The 23,526-nt window shown below is 73.6% G+C and carries 15 protein-coding genes; 7 read left to right on the top strand and 8 right to left on the bottom strand.

The window, feature by feature from the left end; all coding sequences use genetic code 11:
• The first annotated feature begins 1 nt into the window (after position 1).
• From OG982_RS22190 to OG982_RS22175, 4 genes are read left to right on the top strand one after another with little or no spacing between them, the layout of a single operon-like run.
• Complete coding sequence (locus OG982_RS22190) at positions 2-1,348, top strand: YhfT family protein (RefSeq protein WP_266949157.1); 1,347 nt, start codon at positions 2-4, stop codon at positions 1,346-1,348.
• Positions 1,345-2,394, top strand: a complete 1,050-nt coding sequence (locus tag OG982_RS22185) for a phosphotriesterase (protein WP_266949155.1) — start codon at positions 1,345-1,347, stop codon at positions 2,392-2,394. The genes OG982_RS22190 and OG982_RS22185 overlap by 4 nt, the downstream gene beginning before the upstream one ends.
• Entirely contained in the window at positions 2,385-3,497 is a 1,113-nt protein-coding gene (locus OG982_RS22180; protein ID WP_266949153.1) for an aminotransferase class V-fold PLP-dependent enzyme, read from the top strand. Before OG982_RS22185 ends, OG982_RS22180 begins: the two co-directional genes overlap by 10 nt.
• The gene (locus OG982_RS22175; RefSeq protein WP_266949152.1) at positions 3,497-4,714 is read left to right on the top strand and encodes an alanine racemase; all 1,218 of its coding nucleotides are present in this window, start codon (positions 3,497-3,499) and stop codon (positions 4,712-4,714) included. The genes OG982_RS22180 and OG982_RS22175 overlap by 1 nt, the downstream gene beginning before the upstream one ends.
• On the opposite strand, the gene ffh is transcribed toward OG982_RS22175, so the two are convergent.
• The 5 genes from ffh to OG982_RS22150 form a co-directional block, all read right to left on the bottom strand.
• Positions 4,704-6,272: a signal recognition particle protein gene (ffh, locus tag OG982_RS22170; RefSeq protein ID WP_266784094.1), complete on the bottom strand. Its 1,569-nt coding sequence runs from the start codon at positions 6,270-6,272 to the stop codon at positions 4,704-4,706. The two genes, OG982_RS22175 and ffh, sit on opposite strands and share 11 nt — an antisense overlap.
• Before the next feature lie 262 nt (positions 6,273-6,534).
• Entirely contained in the window at positions 6,535-8,973 is a 2,439-nt protein-coding gene (locus OG982_RS22165) for a [protein-PII] uridylyltransferase (RefSeq protein ID WP_266949150.1), read from the bottom strand.
• A gap of 17 nt (positions 8,974-8,990) precedes the next feature.
• Positions 8,991-9,329, bottom strand: a complete 339-nt coding sequence (locus OG982_RS22160; RefSeq protein WP_266784098.1) for a P-II family nitrogen regulator — start codon at positions 9,327-9,329, stop codon at positions 8,991-8,993.
• A complete protein-coding gene (locus tag OG982_RS22155) occupies positions 9,326-10,672 on the bottom strand; it encodes an ammonium transporter (RefSeq protein ID WP_266784100.1) in 1,347 nt (448 codons plus the stop codon). The genes OG982_RS22160 and OG982_RS22155 overlap by 4 nt, the downstream gene beginning before the upstream one ends.
• A gap of 318 nt (positions 10,673-10,990) precedes the next feature.
• Entirely contained in the window at positions 10,991-12,475 is a 1,485-nt protein-coding gene (locus tag OG982_RS22150) for a hypothetical protein (RefSeq protein ID WP_266784102.1), read from the bottom strand.
• A 438-nt stretch (positions 12,476-12,913) separates the two neighbouring features.
• On the opposite strand from OG982_RS22150, the gene OG982_RS22145 reads away from it, so the two are divergent.
• Positions 12,914-13,582: a bifunctional DNA primase/polymerase gene (locus tag OG982_RS22145; RefSeq protein WP_266949148.1), complete on the top strand. Its 669-nt coding sequence runs from the start codon at positions 12,914-12,916 to the stop codon at positions 13,580-13,582.
• 85 nt (positions 13,583-13,667) lie between these two features.
• Here OG982_RS22145 and ftsY read toward each other — a convergent pair whose 3' ends face one another.
• Positions 13,668-14,885, bottom strand: coding sequence for a signal recognition particle-docking protein FtsY (gene ftsY, locus OG982_RS22140; RefSeq protein ID WP_266784106.1), 1,218 nt, complete (start codon positions 14,883-14,885; stop codon positions 13,668-13,670).
• Between the two features lie 144 nt (positions 14,886-15,029).
• On the opposite strand from ftsY, the gene OG982_RS22135 reads away from it, so the two are divergent.
• Together OG982_RS22135 and OG982_RS22130 are read left to right on the top strand one after the other, a co-directional pair.
• Entirely contained in the window at positions 15,030-16,490 is a 1,461-nt protein-coding gene (locus OG982_RS22135) for a cytosine permease (RefSeq protein ID WP_266949146.1), read from the top strand.
• A gap of 63 nt (positions 16,491-16,553) precedes the next feature.
• The gene (locus tag OG982_RS22130; RefSeq protein ID WP_266784110.1) at positions 16,554-17,540 is read left to right on the top strand and encodes an LLM class flavin-dependent oxidoreductase; all 987 of its coding nucleotides are present in this window, start codon (positions 16,554-16,556) and stop codon (positions 17,538-17,540) included.
• A gap of 48 nt (positions 17,541-17,588) precedes the next feature.
• Here OG982_RS22130 and OG982_RS22125 read toward each other — a convergent pair whose 3' ends face one another.
• Both OG982_RS22125 and OG982_RS22120 read right to left on the bottom strand, forming a co-directional pair.
• Entirely contained in the window at positions 17,589-19,019 is a 1,431-nt protein-coding gene (locus OG982_RS22125) for a sugar porter family MFS transporter (RefSeq protein WP_266784112.1), read from the bottom strand.
• 239 nt (positions 19,020-19,258) lie between these two features.
• Positions 19,259-23,440: an AAA family ATPase gene (locus OG982_RS22120; protein WP_266949144.1), complete on the bottom strand. Its 4,182-nt coding sequence runs from the start codon at positions 23,438-23,440 to the stop codon at positions 19,259-19,261.
• Positions 23,441-23,526: the final 86 nt, after the last annotated feature.

Raw genomic sequence — 23,526 nt, 5'->3', positions numbered from 1 at the left:
CGTGGGCACCGCCCTCGCCGCCGCGGACGCCGCTCTCGCCTTCTCGCCGGCCCAGCAACTGCTCGTCGTCGGGGTGTGCGCGCTGACCGCGACCGTCGCGCACCTGGCGCTGGCCGTCTTCAACGACGGGGTACGCCCGTTCATGCTCGACTTCATCCACGGGCGCACCACCCGCAACGCGACCGGTGCGGTGTCCTTCGGGCTCTCGGCGGGGTTCGTCTTCGGCCTCGGGGCGCCGATGGCGCTCTCCACCGGGGTGCTCAACCCCTGGCTGCTGTTCCTGCCGACCGACGTGCTCGGCATCCTCGCCCCGCGCGCGTGGCTGGCCCCGCTGCTCGGCGCGGCCTGGGGCGCGGTCGTCGTCTTCGGTCTGGGCGGCGCGAACGAGCTGGCGCACGGGCTGCCGGTCGACTTCCTGACGGCCATGCGGCAGATGTCCACGCCGATCCTCTTCCTGTTCGCCCTCTTCCCGGCGCTGGCGGTGACCAAGCAGTTCGGGCGGCTGCGGGGCGGGCTGACCGGAGCCGTCGAACTGGGGCTGGTGGTCCTGACCATGCGGGTGTGGCCGGGGGTGTTCGCGGGCGCGCCCGCGATGGCGGCGGGCGTGCTGATGCTGATCGGCTTCGCGGTGGCCGCCGACGTACGGGCGGTACGGACGCCCCCGGCCCCGGCCCCGCCGGGGTCCGAGGGCGCCGAGGATCCGATGGCCTCGTTGTTCAGTGCCGGGGCGGCCCGGCTGCGACGCCACCTGCCGCTGTTCATGGCGCTGGGCGCGGGCGTGTGCGTACTCGCCCAGATGAAGGTGTTCGGCGGGGGCGAGGCCACCAGCTTCCTCATCGCGAAGGGCCACTACACCGAGGCCGCGCAGGTGGACTTCTACCGGGTGTTCGGCTTCCTCCCGCTGATCGCGACGACCGCCCTGGCCTCCGGCGCGTACGGGATCGCGGGCTTCACCCTCGTGTACCCGATCGGGTACCTGCTGCCGAACCCGCTGGTCGCCGCAGCCGTCGGGGCGCTCGTCTTCGCCCTGGAAGTCCTCGCGCTGTCCTCCGTCGGCCGGGCCCTGGGCCGGCTCCCGAGCGTCCGCGACTGCTCGGAGCACCTGCGCGCGGCCATCGGGGACGCGCTGGGGCTCGCCATCCTCTTCGGCTCGCTGATGGCCGCCAACGCGATGGGCGGCGGCCTCGGGATCCTGATCTGCGGCGGGCTGTACCTGCTCAACGAGGCGATGGGGCGGCCGGTGGTACGGATGGCCGCCGCCCCGGCCGCCGTCCTCGTCGGCGGTGTCGCGCTCAACGGCCTGTACTGGCTGGGCCTGTTCGCCCCGGTGACGGGCGGTCCGGCGTGACGGCCGTCGCCGTGCCCCCGCTGCGGACCGTGCTGGGACCGCTGGCCGCCACGGCCGTACGGGGGCCCGCGCTGGCCCACGAGCACCTCGTACTCGATCTGCGCCGGCCGGACGACGGGGCCGCGGCCCTGGACCCGGCTGCCGACGGGCCCGCCGTCACCGGGGAGCTCGCCGCCCTGCGCGCGGAGTTCGGGCTCTCCCTGGTGGTGGAGCTGACCTGCCGGGGCATGGGCCGCGACGCCGGGGCACTGGCCCGGATCTCGGCGGACTCCGGGGTGGCGGTGGTGGCCGGCACGGGCTGGTACCACGAGGGGTTCCACCCGGCGGAGATCGGGGGCGCGAGCGTGGCGGAGCTGGCCGGGACCCTGATCGGCGAGATCGAGGGCGGAATCGGCGCCACCGGCATCCGCCCGGGGGTCATCGGCGAGGTCGGCAGCCACGGGGACCGGCCCAGCGAGCCCGAGGCGCGCTCGCTGCGGGCGGCCGCGCGGGCCGCGACGGCGACCGGGCTGTCCGTCGCCACGCACGCCGGGATGGGACGGGGCGGGCGGGCCCAGCTGGAGCTGCTGACCGGGGCGGGGCTGGCTCCGCACCGGATCTGCGTGGGGCACCAGGACCTGCTGGACGACCCGGCCGCGCACCGGGAGCTGGCGGCGGCCGGGGCGTACGTCGCGTTCGACACCGTCGGGAAGGAGGCCTACCAGAGCGACACCGTACGGCTGCGGCTGCTGCTGGCGCTGCTGGAGGCCGGGCACGCCGACCGGGCGCTGCTGAGCTGCGACGTCTCCCGGCGCGGGTACCTGGTGGCGCGGGGCGGCCAGGGGTACGGGCACCTGTTCCGCGCGTTCCTGCCCCGACTGCGGGCGGCGGGGGTCGGCGAGGACCTGATCGACCTGATGACCCGGCGCAACGTGCTCCGGTTCCTGACCGGCGCCGACGCCGGAGCCGGGGCCGAGGCCGGGGCCAGAGCCGGGGCCGAGGCCGACGCCGATCCCGTGCCCGTGCCCGTTCCCGTTCCCGTTCCCGTGGAGGAGGAGTGCCGGTGACGCGGCTTCCCGAGACGTTTCCGCTGGCCACGATTCCGCTCGCGGACGCCGTGGCCCGCCAGTTCCGGCTGCTGGAGTGCACGGCGGCGCATTTCGAGGGGTCCCAGCTGTTCGAGGCGGACTCCGGGGTGGTGCCCGGGCTCGGGCGGCCCCGGACGACCGCCCGGGTCGAGGCCGTGCTCGCCGCGTTCCTCGGGGCCGAGGACGCCGCCCTGGTCCAGGGCGCGGGGACCGGGGCGATCCGGGCCGCGCTGGGGGCGGCGGTGAGCGCCGGGGAACCGCTGCTGATCCACCGGGCGCCGGTGTACCGGAGCACCGCCGTCACCCTGCGCGGGCTGGGCGTGCGGTGCGTGGAGGCCGACTTCAACCGGCCCGCCGACCTCAAGGAGGCGCTGGCGGGCGGCCGGTTCCGGTTCGCCTACGTGCAGCACACCCGGCAGCGGCTCGGCGACTCCTACGATCCGGGCGAGGTGCTCGCCGCCTGCGCGGCCGCCGGGGTGCGGACGGTCGTGGACGACAACTACGCCGTGCTGCGGGTCCCAGCGTGCGGGGTGGAGCTGGGCGCCGACGCCTCCTGCTTCTCGCTGTTCAAGCTGCACGGGCCCGAGGGGGTCGGGGTGGTCGCCGGGGCCCGCGACCTGGTCGGGCGGGTCCGGGCCGACAACTACTCGGGCGGCGGGCAGGTCCAGGGGCATCAGGCGCTGGACGCCCTTCGCGCGCTCACGCACGTCCCGGTCATGTGGGCGCTCCAGTCGCAGGTGGCGACGGAGGTCGCCGCCCGGCTGGCGGCCGGGGAGGTGCCGGGGGTGGCCGAGGTCCGGATCGCGAACGCGCAGGACCGCTGCCTGCTGGTGCGGCTGGAGCGGCCGGTGGCGCGGGTGCTGCCCGCCGTCGCGGCCCGGTTCGGGGCGGCGTCGTATCCGGTGGGGTGCGATTCCCGGTACGAGATCGCCCCGCTCTTCTACCGGCTGTCGGGGTCGGCGCTGACGGACTCCCCCGGGCTCGCGGACCGGACGGTGCGGATCAACCCGATGCGGGCCGGGGCGGATCTGGTCGTCGGCATCCTGCGCCGCTCGCTGGCGGAGCTGGGCGAAGGCCGCTGATGTTCCTGGACACGGTGCTCCGGCGCAATCCGGCCCTCGTCGAGGCGGCCGCCGCCCTGCACGGCTCGGGGGCGATCCCGCCCGACACGTACGTGCTGGACCTCGACGCCGTCGAGGCCAACGCGGCCGTGCTGGCCGCCGGGGCGCGGCGGCACGGGCTGGCCCTGTGGTGCGTGACCAAGCAGTTCGGGCGCAACCCGGAGCTGATCCGGGCGGTCGCCCGGCACCTGCCGGCCTTCGCGGCCATCGACCCGGCGGAGGCCCGGGCGCTGCGGGCCGCCGGGGTACGGGCCGGGAACCTGGGGCACCTCGTGCAGATCCCCCGCCGGGCGCTGCCGGAGCTGCTGGCCTGGCGTCCGGAGGCGGTGACGGTGTTCGACCTCGACAACGCGCGGGCCGTCTCCGACGCGGCGCGCGCGCTGGGCTTCGTACAGGACGTGCTGGTGCGTCTGGAGGCGGCCGAGGGGACCGGGTTCCCCGGGCAGGAGGGCGGCGTGGCGCCGGAGGGGTTGGAGGAGTGCGCCGGGAGGCTGGAGCGGCTGCCCGGGATCCGGATCGCGGGAGTGACCGCCTTCCCGTGCGTGGTGTGTGACACCGCGTCCGGGGTGCCCCGGCCGACCGCCAACCTGGCGCGGGCGGTCGCGGCGCGCGGGGCGCTGGCCGCGCGCGGGCACGCCGGGCTGAAGCTGAGCGCGCCGGGCGCCACGTCGGTGGCGGCGCTGCCGCTGCTCGCGGCGAACGGGGCCACCCACGGGGAGCCGGGGCACGCCCTGACGGGGACGACGCCGCTGCACGCGGTGGACGGCCGGCAGCCGGAGCGGCCCGCGTACGTGTACGTGTCCGAGGTCGCGCACACGCTGGCCGACGGCCGGCCGGCGGTGTACGGGGGCGGCTTCTACCCGCGCGCGGTGATCCGGGGCGCGCTGCTGCCGCGTACCGGCGCACGCCTGGCGGTCGAGGACGCGCCGCCCGGCAACATCGACTACTACCGCCTGCTGGCGGCCCCCGCGGCGGGATCGGCGCGGGCCGGGGACACGGTGGTGCTCGCCTTCCGGACCCAGATGTTCGTCACCCGCAGCCGGGTCGCGGTCGTCGCCGGGCTGTCCGGCGGGTCCGCGCGGCTGGTGGGCCAGTACGACGCGCTCGGCCGGGCGTACGGGAAGGGCCCCGGCCGTCACGACGGCCGGGGCCCTTCCTCCTCACGCGCTACTTCATGAACTTCTTGAACTCGTCCGGAAGGTCGAAGTCCTGGCCGGCCTGGCCGCCGGCGGGCAGCCCGAACGGGTTGCCGGCGGCGGGCTCGACGGCCTGCGGACCCTGCTCGCGCCGGGCGGCGGCAGCGGCCTCTTCTTCCTTGCGCTTCATCGGGTTGCCGCTCTTGCGCTTGCCCTTGGCCTGCTTGACCTGCTTCTTCTGCCGGCCGGGGCCACCGCCCATGCCCGGGATGCCGGGCATGCCGGGCATCCCGCCGCCCTGGGCCATGCGGGACATCATCTTGCGGGCCTCGAAGAACCGCTCGACGAGGTTCTTGACGGCGCTGACCTCGACGCCGGAGCCCTTGGCGATACGGGCGCGGCGCGAGCCGTTGATGATGTGCGGGTCGTGGCGCTCGGCCGGGGTCATCGACTTGATGATCGCGGCGGTGCGGTCCACGTCGCGCTCGTCGATGTTGTTGATCTGGTCCTTGATCTGACCCATGCCGGGCAGCATGCCGAGCAGCTTGGAGATGGAGCCCATCTTCCGGACCTGCTCCATCTGGGCCAGGAAGTCGTCGAGCGTGAACTCCTTGGGGCCCTTCGCCAGCTTGGCCGCCATCTTCTCGGCTTCGGCCTGGCTGAAGGTCTTCTCGGCCTGCTCGATGAGGGTGAGCATGTCACCCATGTCGAGGATCCGGCCCGCCATGCGGTCGGGGTGGAACGCGTCGAACTCGTCGAGCTTCTCGCCGTTCGAGGCGAACATGATCTGCTTGCCGGTGACGTGCGCGATGGAGAGCGCGGCACCGCCCCGGGCGTCGCCGTCGAGCTTGGAGAGCACGACGCCGTCGAAGCCGACGCCGTCGCGGAAGGCCTCGGCGGTGTTGACCGCGTCCTGGCCGATCATGGCGTCGACGACGAAGAGGATCTCGTCCGGGCTGACGGCGTCGCGGATGTCCGCGGCCTGCTGCATCAGCTCCTGGTCGATGCCGAGGCGGCCGGCGGTGTCGACGATGACGATGTCGTGCTGCTTGGTACGGGCGTACTCGACGGAGTCCTTGGCGACCTGGACCGGGTCACCGACGCCGTTGCCGGGCTGCGGGGCGTAGACGGCCACGCCGGCGCGCTCGGCGACGACGCTGAGCTGGTTGACGGCGTTGGGGCGCTGGAGGTCGCAGGCGACGAGGAGCGGGGTGTGGCCCTGCCCCTTCAGCCAGAGGCCGAGCTTTCCGGCGAGGGTGGTCTTACCGGCACCCTGGAGACCGGCGAGCATGATCACGGTGGGCGCGGTCTTCGCGAAGCGCAGGCGACGCGTCTCGCCACCGAGGATCGAGACGAGCTCGTCGTTGACGATCTTGAGGACCTGCTGGCCCGGGTTCAGGGCCTTGGAGACCTCTTCGCCGCGGGCGCGCTCCTTGACGTTCGCGATGAAGGAGCGGACGACGGGGAGGGCGACGTCGGCCTCGAGGAGGGCGATACGGATTTCCCGCGCCGCAGCGTCGATGTCCTGCTCGGAGAGGCGGCCCTTGCCCCGGAGGGACTTGAAGGTCGCGCTGAGGCGGTCGGAAAGCGTATCGAACACGGTGGTCGCGATTCCTCGGGTCGGGGGCGTGTGGTCGCCCCCCAGGGTATCGGGCCCTTCCCCTGTCCGGGGACCCGCCTGTTCCCGGGGCCGCGCCCGGGGCCGTGCCCGAGGCCGCGCGCGGTGGCCGCCGCTGCGCGGGGCCGTCCCGGGCCCGCCCTTCCACCGTTCCCCGGGCTCCGCCCGGACCCGGTCCTCAACGCCGGGCGGGCTGGAAGATCCAGCCTCGCCGGCGTTGAGGCGCGGGTCTGGGGCCGCGGGGTCAGCGGAGGGCGGCCTCCACGGTGGCGGCCAGGGTCGAGGCCGCCGCGGGCGGGAGGGGTTTGCCGTCCGGGTCGACCACGTACAGGGAGTCCACCGCGTTGGCGCCGAGCGTCGAGACGTGCGCGCTGCGGACCCGGACCCCGCAGGACTCCAGCGCGCGCCCGACGCGGTGCAGCAGCCCCACCGCGTCCGGCGCCCGGACCTCCAGGACCGTGGCCAGCGAGGAGACGTCCGGGACCACCGTCACCCGCGGCGGCGGCGGAACCACCCCCCGCCGGCGCGGGTACGCCGCCTCCCGGTCCGCCAGCTTCGCCGGGACGTCCAGCGAGCCGTCCAGCGCCCGGATCAGGTCCGTACGGAGCCGGGCGGCCTCCGGCAGCGCCCCGTACTCCGCCGCCACCCGCCACCGCAGCACCAGCACCTCCCCCGGCAGGTCCGCCAGCTCCAGCGAGCGCAGGTCGGCGGCGCGGACCGTCAGCCGGTGCAGCGCCAGGACGCCCGCCACCGCCGGCAGCACCCCCGGCTGGTCCGGGACCGCGACGACCAGCTCCACCCCGACCGCGTCGTCCTCCTCCTGCCGCGCGTGCAGCGCCAGCACCGGTTCCCCGGTCCGCAGCGCCTCCACCGCCAGGCGTTCCTGCTCCGTCGTCGTGGCCCCGGCCTCCGGCGCCGCCGGGGCCGCGCCCCGCAGCACCGCCGCCACCCGCGCGACGAGGTCCGCGACGAGCGAGCCCCGCCACGTGCTCCACGCCGCCGGGCCGGTGGCGAGCGCGTCCGCCTCCGTCAGGGCGTGCAGTATCTCCAGCGTCCCCGGCGAGCCCACCGCCTCCGCGACCGACCGCACGGTCGCCGGGTCGTCCAGGTCGCGCCGGGTCGCGGTGTCGATCAGCAGCAGGTGGTGCCGTACGAGGACTCCCAGCACGGCGACGTCCTCCGCGTCGAAGCCCATCCGCAGCGCCACGTCGCGCGCGATGGTCTCGCCCGCCACCGCGTGGTCCCCGGGCCAGCCCTTGCCGAGGTCGTGCAGCAGGGCCGCCATCAGCAGCAGGTCCGGCCGGCCCACCCGCCGGGTCAGCGCGGAGGCCCGTACCGCCGTCTCCACGAGGTGCCGGTCCACCGTCCAGGTGTGCACCGGGTTGCGCTGCGGCCGGCACCGCACCCGCTCCCAGTCGGGCAGCAGCCGCGTGATCAGCCCCTCGGCCTCCAGCGCCTCCCACACCGCGACCGTCGGCTCCCCCGCCCCCAGCAGCGTCACCAGCTGTTCCCGCGCCTCCGCCGGCCACGGCACCGGCAGCGGCTTCGCCTGCGCCGCGAGGCGCCGTACGGCGTGCAACGACACCGGCAGGCCCGCCTGCGCGGCCGCCGCCCCGAACCGCAGCACCAGCACCGGATCCCGGTCGGGCCGCGCCGCCAGGGCCAGTACGGCCTCCCCGTCGGACTCCACGACCCCCTCCGCGAGCGGCGCCCGCTCGGCCGCGGCCGGGCCCCGGTTCCCCAGCAGCCCGCGCAGCCTCGGCCGGGCCGACCGGGCGCGCAGCACCCGCCCCACCTCCCGCCAGGTCACGTCGCCGGCGTACGCGACGACCCGCGCGGCCTCGTACACCTCCCGCAGCAGCGCGTCGGCGTCCAGCAGCCCGAGCCGCGCGGCGACCTGGTCCTGCTCCTGGAGGGCGAGCCGGTCGGTGGCCCGGCCCGTCACCAGGTGCAGCGCGTCCCGCGCGTCGAGCAGCCGGCGCCGGGCCTCGGTCAGGCCCTCGCGCGGGGCGTCGGCCAGCCAGGACGCGGCGACCGCCCGCAGCGCGGTGGCGTCCCGGAGCCCGCCCCGGGCCTCCTTGAGGTCGGGCTCCAGCAGGAACCGGAGCTCCCCGGCCCGCTCGGCCCGCTCCCGGCACAGGGAGTGCAGCTGCGGCAGCCGCTTGGCGGCCTGGTTGCGCCAGTCGGCCAGGACGGAGGTCCGCAGGCTCGCGAGCAGCCCGGCGTCCCCGGCGACGGGCCGCGCGTCGAGCAGTCCGAGGTGCACCTTGAGGTCCTCGGCGGCGGTCTTGCGCGCCTCGGCGGGGGTCCGGACCGAGTGGTCCAGGGCCACGCCCAGGTCCCAGACGGGGTACCAGAGCCGGTCGGCGAGCGTGCTCAGCGCCCGCGGGTCGGCCTTGCCGTCGTGGAGCAGCAGCAGGTCGAGGTCGCTGCGCGGGGAGAGCTCGCCCCGCCCGTAGCCGCCGACGGCGACCAGGGCCGCACCCCGTACGCCCGTCTCCCGCGTGGCCGTCGCGAACAGCGCGCCCAGCCAGTCGTCGGTCAGCCCGGCCAGGGCGGAACGCCGGGAAGGCCCGGACCGCGACTCCTCCCGCAGGAGTCGCAGCCGGGCCGCGGCGTAGCCGCCGGGTCCCGAGTCGGCCGGATCGGTCGGATCCGTGGTCGTGTTCTCGACGCTCGTCACCCGGGAGCTCCCGTCGCCTAGAGCGCTTCGGCGCCGCGCTCGCCGGTGCGGACCCGGATCACCGAGTCCACGGGGACGCTCCACACCTTGCCGTCACCGATCTTGCCGGTGTGGGCGGCGGAGACGATGACGTCCATGACGTCGTCGGCGGCGTCGTCGTCGACGAGGACCTCGATGCGGATCTTCGGTACGAGGTCCACGGTGTACTCGGCGCCGCGGTAGACCTCGGTGTGGCCGCGCTGGCGGCCGTAGCCGCTGGCCTCGGTGACCGTGAGGCCCTGGACCCCGAACGTCTGGAGGGCGTCCTTGATCTCGTCCAGCCGGTGCGGCTTCACGATCGCGGTGATCAGCTTCATGCGTCTACCTTCTTGCTCGCGGCGGCGACGGTGACGGGGACGGCGGTGCTCCGCGAGGAGGCGCCGCCACCGGCTCCGCTGAAGTCGTAGGCGGTCTCGGCGTGCTCGACCTGGTCGATGCCGGAGACCTCGTCGTCCTCGGTGACCCGCATCCCGATCGTCTTGTCGAGGAGGAAGGCGAGCAGCGCGGACGCGACCAGAGAGTAGGCGAGGACGGAGAAGACTCCGATGGCCTGCTTGCCCAGCTGCTCCAGGCCGCCGCCGTAGAAGAGGCCAGCCACGTCGGACTGGACGCCGCCGGTGGCGAAGAAGCCGACGAGGAGGGAGCCGATGACACCGCCGACGAGGTGGACGCCGACCACGTCGAGGGAGTCGTCGAAGTTGAACTTGTACTTGAGGCCGACGGCCATGGCGCAGACGACGCCGGCGATGGCGCCGATGGCGATCGCGCCGAGCGGGGAGCAGGAGCCGCCGGAGGGGGTGATGGCGACGAGGCCGGCGACCGCGCCGGAGGCGGCGCCGAGGGTGGTGAAGGAGCCGTGGCGCAGCTTCTCGTAGCCGAGCCAGGCGAGCATCGCGGCGGCGGTGGCGACCTGGGTGTTGACGAACATGACGGCGCCGACGCCGTCGTCGTTGCCGAGCCAGGAGCCCGCGTTGAAGCCGAACCAGCCGAACCAGAGGAGACCGGCGCCGAGCATCACGAGCGGGAGGCTGTGCGGGCGCATCGGGTCCTTCTTGAAGCCGACGCGCTTGCCGATGACGAGGATGACGCCGAGGGCGGCGGCTCCCGCGTTGATGTGGACGGCGGTGCCGCCCGCGAAGTCGATGACGCCGAGCTCGAAGAGCCAGCCGCCGGCGCCCCAGACCCAGTGGGCGACGGGGAAGTAGACGACGGTGACCCACAGCGCGGTGAACAGGGCCCAGGCGCTGAACTTGACGCGGTCGGCGAGGGCGCCGCTGATCAGGGCCGGGGTGATGACGGCGAACATCAGCTGGAAGACCGCGAAGACGTACACCGGGATGGTGTAGCCGTCCCACAGCTCGGTGATGCCGATGCCGCTGAGGCCGACGTAGTCGGAGTTCCAGCCGATCAGGGAGCCGGAGTCGGTGCCGAAGGCGAGGCTGAATCCGAAGAGCACCCACAGGATCGTGACGATCCCGAGGCTGATGAAGCTCATCATCAGCATGTTGAGGCTGCTCTTGACGCGGACCATGCCTCCGTAGAAGAAGGCGAGTCCCGGGGTCATCAGCATGACCAGGGCGGAGCAGATGAGCATGAACCCGGTGTTCGCGGCAGACAGCGTCGGGGCGTCTGCCGCGAGGGTCGTGATGGCTGATGCCATCGGCGTCTCCTCGTCGTCGGTACGTTCGCGTGCGGGCGATCGTGAAAACCTGAGCGGCGCAAGGCGTGGGGCCTGGGGAGGGCCTCGCCTGGGGACTGGCCGGTTATTGGCCCTGAGATTCGCGCAGGCCGGTTTCCGGCGGCGCCGCTGGGTGTTTCACGCCGATGACGAAGAGGGCGTACGTGTTACACGTCCATGAACAGCTCGTTCATGGGGCCGGCCGCGGCAGGACCCTTAGGAGACCTGGCTGGGGGAGCCTGATCGGGCTTCACGGGGTGACTGCCGCGGCCGGGGCCTTGGGGGTGGCCGCGCGGGCCGTCAGACGGCCTCCGCGGCTTCGGGGAGCCGGGAGGCGAGGTGGTCGGTCAGCCGGACCACCTCGGCGACGTCGCCGTACTCACGCGCGGCGGTGTCCACCGTCTTGCGCAGCCGCGTGTTCACCCGTTCGGACCGCACTTTTCCGGCCACGTCGAGGGCGCGTCCGACGAGGACGACGGCCTGCTCGGGCTCGCGCTGGAGCAGGTGGACGGTGGCCATGCCGATGAGGTTCAGGGCGTAGGAGCGCTGGTGCACCTCGTCCTTCTCGAAGAGTTCGACGGCCTTCTCCATGATGGGTTCGGCCAGCGAGGCGTACGTGGGGCTGCGCCCCGCGACGTAGGCCAGATCGCGGTAGGAGTGCGAGTTCTCGCCGCTCAGTTCGGCCTCGGAGAAGAACCGGATCCAGTCGGGTTCCGGCTCGCCGGCGAAGGCGGTGTCCTCGAAGGTGTCCTCGGCCATCCGGACGGCCCGCTTGCAGCGGCTGGGCTGGCCCATGTTGGCGTAGGCGCGGGCCTCCATCGCATACAGCATGGCCTGGGTGCGCGGGCCGGCGCAGTCGCGGCTGCCGTACTGCGCGAGGTGGATGAGTTCCAGGGCGTCCTCGGGGCGGCCGAGGTGGATCATCTGGCGGCTCATGTTGGAGAGGATGTACGAGCCGAGCGGCTTGTCCCCGGCCTCCTTGGAGGCGTGCAGCGCGAGCACGAAGTACTTCTGCGCGGTGGGGTGCAGGCCGATGTCGTAGCTCATCCAGCCGGCCAGCTCGGCGAGTTCGGCGGCGACCTTGAAGAGCCTCTTCTTCACGGGGGCCGGGTGGTTCTCCTGGAGCAGGTCGGTGACCTCGTGCAGCTGCCCCACGACGGCCTTGCGGCGCAGTCCGCCCCCGCACTGGGCGTCCCACTGGCGGAACATCACGGTGGTGGCTTCGAGGAGGTCGAGCTCCGGGCCGGACAGCCGGGGCGGCCGCTGTCCCGCGGAGCCCGCCGGCCCGCCCTCGGTGCGCGATCCGGGGTCGGCGGCCGGGACCGGGACGAGCCAGCGCTGCATGGGCTCGATGAGGGCGGGGCCGGCGGAGAGGGCGAGCGAGGTTCCTAGGAACCCTCGCCGGGCCAGCATCAGGTCGCTGCGGGAGAACTCGCCGAGCAGCTCGACGGTCTGGGGCCCCGCCCAGGGCAGGTCCACGCCGGAGACCGACGGCGTCTGGTGGGCGGTGCGCAGCCCGAGCTGTTCGATGGGGACGACGGAGCCGAAGCGTTCGGAGAACAGCTCGGACAGGATCCGCGGGACGGGCTCGCGGGGCTGTTCGCCGTCGAGCCAGCGGCGCACCCGGGAGGTGTCCGTGCTGATGTGGTGGGCGCCCATCTGGCGGGCGCGGCGGTTGACCTGGCGGGCGAGCTCGCCCTTGGACCAGCCGCTGCGCACGAACCACGACGTCAGTTGTTCGTTGCGGTCGGCGGTTCCCGACGGCACTTCCGACTCAGGCGACACTTCGGACTCCGCACTCGTTCCGCTTGCGCCGTTGCCGCCCACAGGAACGCCCCCATCCGCTCAGCTTCTCCACACGAAACCCTGGCTCGGACGGCAGGCGCCGCCATGGACCTTCACAGGTCCTCCACGCATTGCCTCCGGCATACCCACGGTCGGGTCCGCCATTGGGGTTCGTGCACTGAAAGTAATCCTACGATCACCCCTGCCGCGAGGTCGATTCCAGAAACGCCACCATTCGCCACCCCTTCGAATGAACTAGCCACCGGCCAGGCGCGATTCACTTGACACCAAGGCGAAACGGATCGGGTGGACAGGAGTGCGCCGGGGCGCGCGCGGCGAGGAGTGCGCCGGGCGGGGACCCCTCGGCACACGGCTCTCATCCGGTCAGGCCTACGTCGTAACCACCGGCGCGTCCGACCCGTTGGAGGGGGCATGGGCATGGGCTTCACGATCGGCGGCAGTCGCAGCACCAGGGAATTCCGTTCCGGCACTCGGCGTCGCGGCCGGACCTCGGAGTGCACGGCGGTGGCGGAGTACACCGGGCTGTGGGGCTGGGACGCGGTCCCCGGCGCCCGCGCCGCGGCCCCCGCCCGCGACTGTTCCTGCGGTCATATGAATTGCGGCGCGCCCGGGGCGCATCCGCTGGACTTCGCTCCCACCGTCAAGGCCGGGGCCACCCTGGACGAGGTCACCGAGGCCTGGGGCGAGTACCCCGGCGCTGCGGTGCTGCTCCCGGTGGGCCGCGCCTTCGACGTCATCGAGGTCTCCGCGGAGGCCGGGCGGCGCGCGCTGGTGCGGCTGGAGCGGATGGGCCTGCCGCTCGGCCCGGTCACCGCGACCCCGGACGGCCGGGCGCAGTTCTTCGTGGCCCCGGGCGCCGCGGCGGAGCTGCCGCAGCTGCTGTACCGGATGGGCTGGGACGACGCGGACCTCGACCTGCGCGCCCTCGGCCTCGGCGCCTTCGTCACCGCGCCGCCGTCCGACTTCGCCGGGCTCGGCCCGGTCAGCTGGCTGCGGCCGCCGGCGCTGGACTCGGCGGGCGGCCCGCCGGAGGCCCGGCTGCTGCTCGGCACCCTCGCGTACCTCTGCCACCGCTTCCGCCGCTAGGGAGTGTCGTCAAAGACCTGTGCCCCCGTGTCCGGCCGGACACGGGGGCACAGGCGCGCTACGGGGAGCTCCGCGGGAAGCCCGCTCAGTCGCCGATCAGGGCGTCCACGAACGCCTCCGGCTCGAACGGGGCCAGGTCGTCGGCGCCCTCGCCGAGGCCGATCAGCTTGACCGGGACGCCGAGCTCGCGCTGGACGGCGACGACGATGCCGCCCTTGGCGGTGCCGTCGAGCTTGGTCAGCACGATGCCGGTGATGTCCACGACCTCCGCGAACACCCGGGCCTGGGTCAGGCCGTTCTGCCCGGTGGTGGCGTCCAGGACCAGCAGGACCTCGTCCAGCGGGCCGTGCTTCTCGACGACGCGCTTGACCTTGCCGAGCTCGTCCATGAGGCCGGTCTTGGTGTGCAGGCGGCCGGCGGTGTCGATGAGCACCACGTCGGCGCCCTCGGCGATGCCCTCCTTGACCGCGTCGTAGGCGATCGAGGCCGGGTCGCCGCCCTCGGGGCCGCGCACGGTGCGGGCGCCGACGCGCTCGCCCCAGGTCTGGAGCTGGTCGGCGGCGGCGGCGCGGAAGGTGTCGGCCGCGCCGAGCACCACGCTGCGGCCGTCGGCGACGAGCACCCGGGCCAGCTTGCCGGTGGTGGTGGTCTTGCCGGTGCCGTTGACGCCGACGACCATCACGACGCCCGGGGTGTCGGCGCCGCCCTCGGTCTTCACGGCGCGGTCGAAGTCTGTGCCGACCAGGGTCAGCAGCTCCTCCTTCAGCAGGGCGCGCAGGTCCGCCGGGGTGCGGGTGCCGAGCACCTTGACCCGGTCGCGGAGCCGCTCCACCAGCTCCTGGGTCGGCACGACACCGACGTCGGCGATGAGGAGGGTCTCCTCGATCTCCTCCCAGGTGTCCTCGTCGAGGTGCTCGCGGGAGAGCAGCGTGAGGAGCCCCTTGCCCAGCGAGTTCTGCGACCGGGCGAGCCGGGCGCGCAGCCGGACGAGGCGGCCGGCCGTGGGCTCGGGCACCTCGATCGCGGGGGCGGCGGGCACCTCCGGCTCGACGACCGGCGGTGCGGCGGGTTCCGCGACCTCCGCCTCGGGGAGGGCGACCTCCTCGATCGTGCGGCGCGGCTCTTCAACCGTCGGTGCGGCGTCCTCCCCCACCTGCGGTTCGGCGGGCGGGGCAGTGATGGTCGGCGTGCTCGACGGCGCCGTGGGCGGCAGCTGCTTCTTCTTGCGGCTGCTGACCACGAGCCCGCTGATCGCGCCGACCGCGACCAGGGCGATGACTACAGCAAGGATGAGGATGTCCATAACCCGTCCAGTATCGGCCACGGCCGCCCCAGACCATGGACCTCCGAGGTTGCGATCAGGCCCTACGGCCCTATTTGTGGTTTTACCGACACATCTACGATGATGGGCGACTTCCCCCCTGCCGCTTCCCCCACGGAGAACCGCATGCCTGCCGAGCCCGCCGACGCGGCGGTGGAGACCGCGATAGAGACCCGGGGCCTGGAGCCCGTACCGGACAGCGAGCGCGGCGGCCGGGTCCGCGAGCTCGTGCCGACCTGGGTCGCCGCCAACATCAGCGTGCTGCTGCTCACCATGGGCGCGGGCCTGGTGATCTTCAACAAGCTCAACATCTGGCAGGTGCTCGTCGTCGCGATCGCCGCGCCCGTCGTCTCGTACGGGATCGTCGGCCTGATCTCCATCGCCGGAAAGCGCGGCGGCGCGCCGGGCATGGCGCTCTCCCGGGCGGTCTTCGGGCAGCGCGGCAACCTCTTCCCGGGCGCGCTGATCTGGGTGGCCCGCTGGGGCTGGGAGACCATCAACGCGGTCAGCGGCGCCTACGCCGTGCTGACCGTCCTGGACCTGCTCTTCGGCGTCAGGAAGAACACCCCGCTGATCGTGGTCACGCTGCTGTTCTTCGTGGGCTGCACCTTCGTCGTGTCGGGGCTCGGCATCAACGCGCTGCGCGTCTGCTCGAAGTGGTCGACGTACCTCTTCGGCGGCTTCAGCGTGCTGGTGCTCGGCTACCTGGTGGCCACCACCGACTGGTCCGACGTCTTCGGCAAGCCGGCCGGCTCCACGGCGATGATGATCGCGGGAATCGGCACCATCGCGGCGGGCGGCATCAGCTGGGTGCCGTCGGGCCCGGACTTCACCCGCTACCTGCCGCGCACCGCGTCCTCCAAGGGCCTGGTCGGCGCGACGATCGGCGGTGCGAGCGTGGTCGTCCTGCCGATGGTCCTGATGGGCGCGGTGATGGCCGTCGGCACCCCCGACCTGGCCACGGCGCAGGACCCGGTCTCCTTCATCGGCGAGCTGCTGCCGACCTGGCTCGCGGTCCCGTACCTGCTGATCGCCCTGGTCGGCATGCTGCTGATCAACTCGATGTCCATGTACTCGGCCGGGTTCACGGCGCAGACCCTCGGCATCAAGGTCCCGCGCGCCTGGGCGGTCAGCGTCAACGCCGTCATCAGCCTGGTCTTCGGCTTCCTGCTGATGGTGGTCGCGACCAGCTTCTTCGGTTCGTTCATCTCCTTCCTGACCCTGCTGGCGGTGGCCTTCTCCGCCTGGATCGGCGTCTTCGGCGTGGACATGCTGCGCCGCAAGACCTACGACGGCCCCGCGCTGCTGGACACCACCCCGGCCAGCGCCTACTGGTACCGGGGCGGCTTCGCCTGGCAGGCGATGACCGCCTGGGGCCTGGCCCTGCTGGTGGGTCTGCTGTTCACCAAGGTGGACTGGTTCGGCGGCCCGCTCGCCTCGACCTGGATCGGTAAGAACGGCCTGGGCTGGGCGGCTGGCATCCTCACCTCCGCCGCCCTGTACGCCGCGCTCCCCCGCACCGCCCCCACCCCCGGGCCGCGGGACGAGGCCGGGGAACCGGCGCTCGTGGGAACCCTGGGCAACTGACGCTGCGTCAGCTAACGTCCCCCTTCGCCCGCCCACCCACATCCGGCGAAGGGGGACTCCTCCATGCCCATCACCGTGGCCCGGTTCAACCTTGTCGACCCGCACGGCACCCCCGAGACCCTCTCCGCCCGCTACAAGGCCGCGCTGGAGATGGCGCGGTACGCCGATGACCGGGGCATCGACACCATCCAGACCGAGGAGCACCACGGCACCGCCAACAACTGGCTGCCCTCGCCGTTCGCCTTCGCGGGCGCGGTCTTCGGAGCGACCCGGCGGATCGCGGTCACCGTCTCGGCGATCATCGGCCCGCTGTACGACCCGCTGAAGGTGGCCGAGGACATCGCCGTCCTCGACCTGCTCAGCGGCGGCCGGCTCGTCACGGTCGCGGGCATCGGCTACCGGCCCGAGGAGTACGAGCAGCACGGCGTGGAGTGGGGCCGGCGCGGCCGGCTCCAGGACGAGCTGCTGGAGACCCTGCTGAAGGCGTGGACCGGCGAGCCCTTCGAGTTCCGGGGCCGTACGGTACGGGTCACCCCGGTCCCGTTCACCCGTCCGCACCCGCTGCTGCTGGTCGGCGGCAGCTCCCGGGCCGCGGCCCGCCGCGCGGCCCGGCTCGGGCTGCCCTTCTTCCCCAGCGCGCACCTGCCCGAGCTGGAGGCGTACTACCAGGAGCGGCTCGCGGAGTACGGGACGGAGGGCTTCTGCATGATGCCCGCCGCCGAGACCCCGCTGCTGCACATCGCGGAGGACCCCGACCGGGTGTGGGCCGAGTACGGCGACCGGTTCCTGCACGAGGCCGGGATGTACGCCTCCTGGCAGTCCAAGGACATCCGCAGCGCCGTACGGTCCACGGCGCGCTCGGTCGCGGAGCTGCGCGCGGAGGGCGTGTACCGGGTCCTGACCCCGCAGGAGGCCCTCACGTACGCCAGGGGCGCCGGCGAGGCCGGGAATCTGGTCCTGCACCCGCTGTGCGGCGGGATGCCGGTCGACGAGGGCTGGCGCAGCCTCCAGCTCCTGTGCGAACAGGTGCTGCCCCGGCTCGAGGAATGAGCCGGGGCAGCACCTGTCGTAGAGGAGAGGGGGTGTTGGCGGGGGTGGTTACCCCATCTCCTCCAACGCCTTGCCCTTGGTCTCCGGCACCCATTTGAGGATGAAGGGGACCGAGAGCAGGGCGAAGAACGTGTAGATCATGTAGGCACCCGACAGGTTCCAGTCGGACAGCGACGGGAACGTGACCGTGATGACCCAGTTGGCGATCCACTGGGCGGCGGCGGCGACGCCGAGGGCGGCGGCGCGGATGCGGCCGGGGAACATCTCGCCGAGCAGCACCCAGACCACCACGCCCCACGAGAGCGCGAAGAAGAGGACGAACAGGTTGGCCGCGACCAGGGCGACGACGCCCTGGGTGTCCGGCAGGGAGATGTTGTCGCCGGATCCGGTCTTGTACGAGAAGGCCCAGGCGGCCGTGCCCAGGGACAGCGCCATGCCGACGGAGCCGATCAGGGCGAGCGGCTTGCGGCCGATCCGGTCCACGAAGACCATCGCGATCACGGTACCGATGATGTTCACGACGGAGGTCTCGAAGGAGTACAGGAACGAGTCGCTCGGGTCGATGCCGACGGACTGCCACAGCGAGGAGCTGTAGTAGAAGATCACGTTGATGCCGACCAGCTGCTGGAACACCGAGAGGCCGATGCCGATCCAGACGATCGGCAGGAAGCCGAAGCGGCCGCCGAGCAGGTCCTTGAAGGTGGACTTGTGCTCGGAGCGCATCGAGTGGTCGATCTCGCGGACGCGGGCGTCGGCGTCGATGCCCGAGCCCTCGACCTCGCGAAGGACCTCCTTGGCCTTCTCCGTGCGGCCGACCGAGACGAGGAAGCGCGGGGACTCCGGGATGGCGAAGGACAGCAGGCCGTAGAGCACGGCCGGGACGACCATCACGCCGAGCATCCACTGCCAGGCTTCCAGGCCGCCGATCTCGCCGCGCTGGTCGCCGTCGGCGAGGTTGAGGATGCCCCAGTTGACCAGCTGCGAGACGGCGATGCCGATGACGATGGCGGCCTGCTGGAAGGAGGCGAGGCGGCCTCGGTAGGCGGGCGGGGAGACCTCGGCGATGTAGGCGGGGCCGATGACGGAGGCCATGCCGATGCCGAAGCCGCCGACGATCCGCCACATGGCGAGGTCCCAGAGGGCGAAGGGGAGGGCCGAGCCGATGGCGCTCGCGGTGAACAGGACGGCCGCGATCTGCATGCAGCGGATTCGGCCGATCCGGTCGGCGATGCGGCCGGCGGTGGCCGCGCCGAAGGCGCAGCCGATCAGCGCGGCGGCGATCACCTGGGCGAGCGCCGCCGAGCCGACGTCGAAGCGGTCGCGGATGGCCTCCACGGCGCCGTTGATGACGGAGCTGTCGTAACCGAAGAGGAAGCCGCCCATGGCAGCGGCCGCGGTGATGAAGATGACGTGGCCGAGGTGGTCGGGCTGGGCCGCGTTTCCACCGCCTGACGCGGGTGCGTTCGCTGTGCTGGTCAAGGTGCGCTCCTGGGCCCGGCGGCGACGGCGGGCTGTGTGGGGGTTTCGTCGTTGCTCGTGTTCCTCTAGTGGCGCACAGCAAACTGCTCGCCACCACCTGAACGTCAACACGGCACAGCAGAGCCTATGGCTTCACTTTCTGAAGTCAAGAGTGCGGATGGCCCCGATTGCGCACAGAGTCGACCCAGGGCCGACACCACCATGTGTTCACTACATGAAGAGATACGAGGAGACTCGGGTCAACGCAGCCGCTGGCTGATGACCTTGGAGACACCGTCTCCCTGCATCGAGACCCCGTAGAGCGCGTCGGCGACCTCCATCGTCCGCTTCTGGTGCGTGATGACGATCAGCTGCGAGCTCTCCTGGAGCTCCTCCATGATCCGGATCAGCCGCTGGAGGTTGGTGTCGTCGAGCGCCGCCTCGACCTCGTCCATCACGTAGAACGGGCTGGGCCGGGCCTTGAAGATGGACACCAGCAGCGCGACGGCGGTCAGCGAGCGCTCGCCGCCCGAGAGCAGCGACAGCCGCTTGACCTTCTTGCCGGGCGGGCGGGCCTCCACGTCCACGCCGGTGGCCAGCATGTCGTCCGGGTCGGTGAGGATCAGCCGGCCCTCGCCGCCGGGGAACAGCCGGGAGAACACGCCCTCGAACTCGCGGGCCGTGTCCCGGTAGGCCTCGGTGAAGACCTGCTCGACGCGCTGGTCGACCTCCTTCACGACCTGAAGCAGATCGGCCCGCGTCTTGCGCAGGTCCTCCAACTGCTCGCTCAGGAACTGGTGCCGCTCCTCCAGCGCCGCGAACTCCTCCAGCGCGAGCGGGTTGACCTTGCCGAGCTGCTGGTACGCGCGCTCGGCCGCCTTGAGCCGCTTCTCCTGCTGCCCGCGCACGAAGGGGCCGGGCTGGTTGCGGGGGTGCTCCGGGTCCTCCGGGAGCTGCTCGCCCTCGGCGGGCAGGCTCGGCGGGACCGGCTGGTCGGGGCCGTACTCGGCGACGAGAGCGGCGGCCGCCACGCCGAACTCCTCCAGCGCGCGGCCCTCGACCTGCTCGATCCGCAGCCGCTTCTCGGCCCCGAGCACCTCGCCGCGGTGGACCGAATCGGTGAGCTTGTCGAGCTCGCCCTTGAGGTCGCGGCCGCGTCCGCGGGCGCCGTCGAGCTCGCGCTCGCGCAGGCCCTTGGCGTACTCGGCGGCCGAACGCTCCTGCTCGGCGCGGAGCAGCGACACCTCGACGTGCGCGAGGAGCTGCCGGGCGCCGTCGGCGACGGCCCGGGCCACCTCGGCCTCGTATCGCAGCCTGGCCCGGCGCCGCTCGGCGCGCGCCCGGGCCTCGCGCTCGGCCCGTGCCCCCCGGTCGAGGGCGTCGGCCCGGCCGGCCAGGCCCTTGACCCGCTCCTCGTGCGTACGCAGCTGCAGCCGCGCCTCCATCTCGGTCTGGCGGGCGTTGGCCCCGTCGGCGGCGAGCCGGTCCCGCGCGGAGGTGTCCGGCTCCTCCTCCACGGGCATCTCCTCGGCCATCGCGAGCCGCTCGGCGCACTCCTCCACCTCGGCGAGCGCCTGCTCCAGCGCGTCCTGCGCCTTGGCGGCGGCGGTGACGCCGCGCTCGGCCTCCCCGGCGGCCCCCTTCGCCTGCCCGGCGAGCCGCCCGAGCTGCTGCGCGAGCCCGGCCCTGGCCTGCTCGGCGGCCCGGCGGCGACGCCCGAGCTCCTCGACGAGCGCGCCGGCCTCGTCCCGCCGCGCCTGCGCGGCCAGCCGCTCGCCCGCCGCCGTCTCCCGCCGCGCGTCGAGCCGTTCCAGCTCGGCCGCGGCCTCGTCCACGGCGGCCTGCACCTCGATCAGACTCGGCGCCCCGGCGGACCCCCCGTGCGCGAGGTGCGCCCCGAGGACATCCCCCTCGGCGGTCACGGCCACCACCTCGGCCCGCGCCGCGACCAGCGCCTGCGCCTCTTCGAGCCCCCGCACGACGACGCAATCCCGCAGGACCCACCGCAGGGCCCGCACCACACCGTCCTCCCCGCTCACCAACTCCCCGGCGGGCACCCCGTCGGCAATGCCGACACCCACCTCTCCGAAAGCCCCGCGCAGGCCCGCGCCGCCCGTGCCCGTGCCCGTCCCTTCGCCACCGGAAGCCACGGCGGGGGCCACCCCTGCGGCGCCACCACTGGAAGCCACCTCTGCAGCCTGCGCTGCGGCTCCCCCGCCGGAAGCCACATCGGCGGCCTGCGCTGCGGCTCCCCCGCCGGAGGCCACGGCGGGGGCCGGCCCTGCGGCTGCGCCGCCAGGGGCTCCGCCCCCGAACCTCCGCGCCTCAATCGCCGGCGGGGCTTGATCGTCCCGGCCCACCCTTTCCAGCCTCGCCGGCGTTTGAGGCGCGGGGTCCGGGGCGGAGCCCCGGTTTCGGGAAGGGGCGGGGTGGGGGAAAGCGCCCCCTGCCCCGCCGCCGTCCGGGGACGGGGCCGGCCCCGGGAGTTCGGCCCCGCCCAGGAGGCCGCCCGGAAGGCCGCCCGGGACGGCGCCTCGGCCGCCGTCGCAGACCTGGCCGGGAAACACGGGCTCGCCCGACGCCCCGCCGCCGCCGTCCGGGGACGGGGCCTGCCCCGGGAGTCCGGGCTCGCCCGGAAGGCCCACCGGGGCCGCGCCGCGGGCGGCGACTGAGGCCTGGCCGGGGAACAGCGGCTCGCCCGACGGGCCCGGGACGGTGGGGTCGGAGGTGGGGGCGATGAGGAACGCGGCCCGGCCGGCGTCGGCGGTGCGGAGGTGCCGGATCGCCCCCACCGCCCCACCCACCGTGGCAACGGCCACCGCGTCGGCGGCCACCCCCAACGCCGCCGCCACCGCGACCTCGTACCCCGCCGCCACCGACACCCGCTCCGCCGCCGGCCCCAGCAGCCCCTCCAGCCGCTCCCGCGCACCCAGCACCGCCCCGGTGCCGTCCTTCCGCCGCAGCCCCAACGCCAGCGCGTCCCGCCGCGCGGCGACCGCCGCGCGCGAGCGCTCCGTCTCCGCCAGCCCGTCCCGCGCCGCCGACAGCTCCGCCTCCGCCGCCGCGAGCGCGGCCCGCGCCGCCTCGTACTCCCCCTCCACCGACGGGTCGTCGAGCCCCCCGACCTCCTGCGCCAGCGCCTCGTACTCCGCCTGCGCGGCCCCCGCCCGGGACTCCGCCTCGTCCCGCGCCGTCACCAGCCGGTCGATCTCCGCCTGCGCCGCCCCCGCGCGGGAGCGGGCCGCGCCCAGCCGCCCCGTCAGCCGCGCCAGCCCCTCGCGCCGGTCCGCGATGGCCCGCGCCGCGTCCCGCAGCCGCCGCTCCTCCTCGGCCAGCGCGCGCTCCAGCTCCGCTCGGTGCTCGACGGTGTCCTCCAGCGCCCGCGAGGCCGCCTCCAGCGCGGCCGTCAGCTCCGCCTCCTGCTCGCGGATCCGCGCCGCCTCCCGTTCCATGTCCTGCGGATCGCGGCCCCGCCGCTCGTCCTCCGGATCCGCCGCCGACGCCGACTTCACCCGGGCCTGCGCCAGCGACTCGGTCCCCCGTACCCGCTCGGCCAGCTGCGACAGCTCGTACCAGGTCTGCTGGGCCCGGGCGAGGCGCGGCGCGAGTTGCCGTACGGACGCCTCCAGCTCCGCCTCCCGCCGCAGCGCGGCCGCCAGCTCCGCCTCCGCCGACTCCTTGCGCTCCTTCAGCGCCGCCTCGTCCGCGATCTCCGCGTCCAGCGCGCCCCGCAGCGTCACCAGGTCGTCGGCGAGCAGCCGCAGCCGCGCGTCGCGCAGGTCCGCCTGGATCACGGCCGCCCGCCGGGCCACGGCCGCCTGCCGCCCGAGCGGCTTGAGCTGGCGCCGGAGTTCCTCCGTCAGGTCGTGCACGCGCGCGAGATTGGCCTGCATCGCGTCGAGCTTCCGCAGCGCCTTCTCTTTCCGCTTGCGGTGCTTCAGTACGCCGGCCGCCTCCTCGATGAACGCGCGGCGGCCCATCGGATCGGCGTGCAGTACGGAGTCCAGCTGGCCCTGGCCGACGATGACGTGCATCTCGCGGCCGATGCCGGAGTCGGAGAGCAGCTCCTGGATGTCGAGCAGGCGGCAGGTGTCACCGTTGATCTGGTACTCGCTGCTGCCCCCGCGGAACATGATCCGCGTGATGGTGACCTCGGCGTACTCGATGGGCAGCGCGCCGTCGGAGTTGTCGATGGTCAGGGAGACCTCCGCCCGGCCGAGCGGCGGACGCCCGGTCGTGCCGGCGAAGATGACGTCTTCCATCTTCCCGCCGCGCAGGGATTTGGCCCCCTGTTCGCCCATGACCCAGGACAGCGCGTCCACCACATTGGACTTGCCCGAGCCGTTCGGGCCGACGACACACGTGATGCCCGGCTCGAATCGCAGGGTCGTTGCGGAAGCGAATGATTTGAATCCGCGCAGGGTCAGGGACTTGAGGTGCACGCCGCCGGACTCTACCTTTCGCGTTCGGTTTCACCCATTAAAAGCGGCGCCGAACCGGAGAGCCGGGAAAGAAAGAAGGGACGCCG

Origin of the sequence: Streptomyces sp. NBC_01551 (assembly GCF_026339935.1) — a bacterium.
GTDB lineage: Bacteria > Actinomycetota > Actinomycetes > Streptomycetales > Streptomycetaceae > Streptomyces.
The sequence above is the reverse complement of the archived record's forward strand: the minus strand, read 5'-3'. Positions and strand labels throughout refer to the sequence as shown.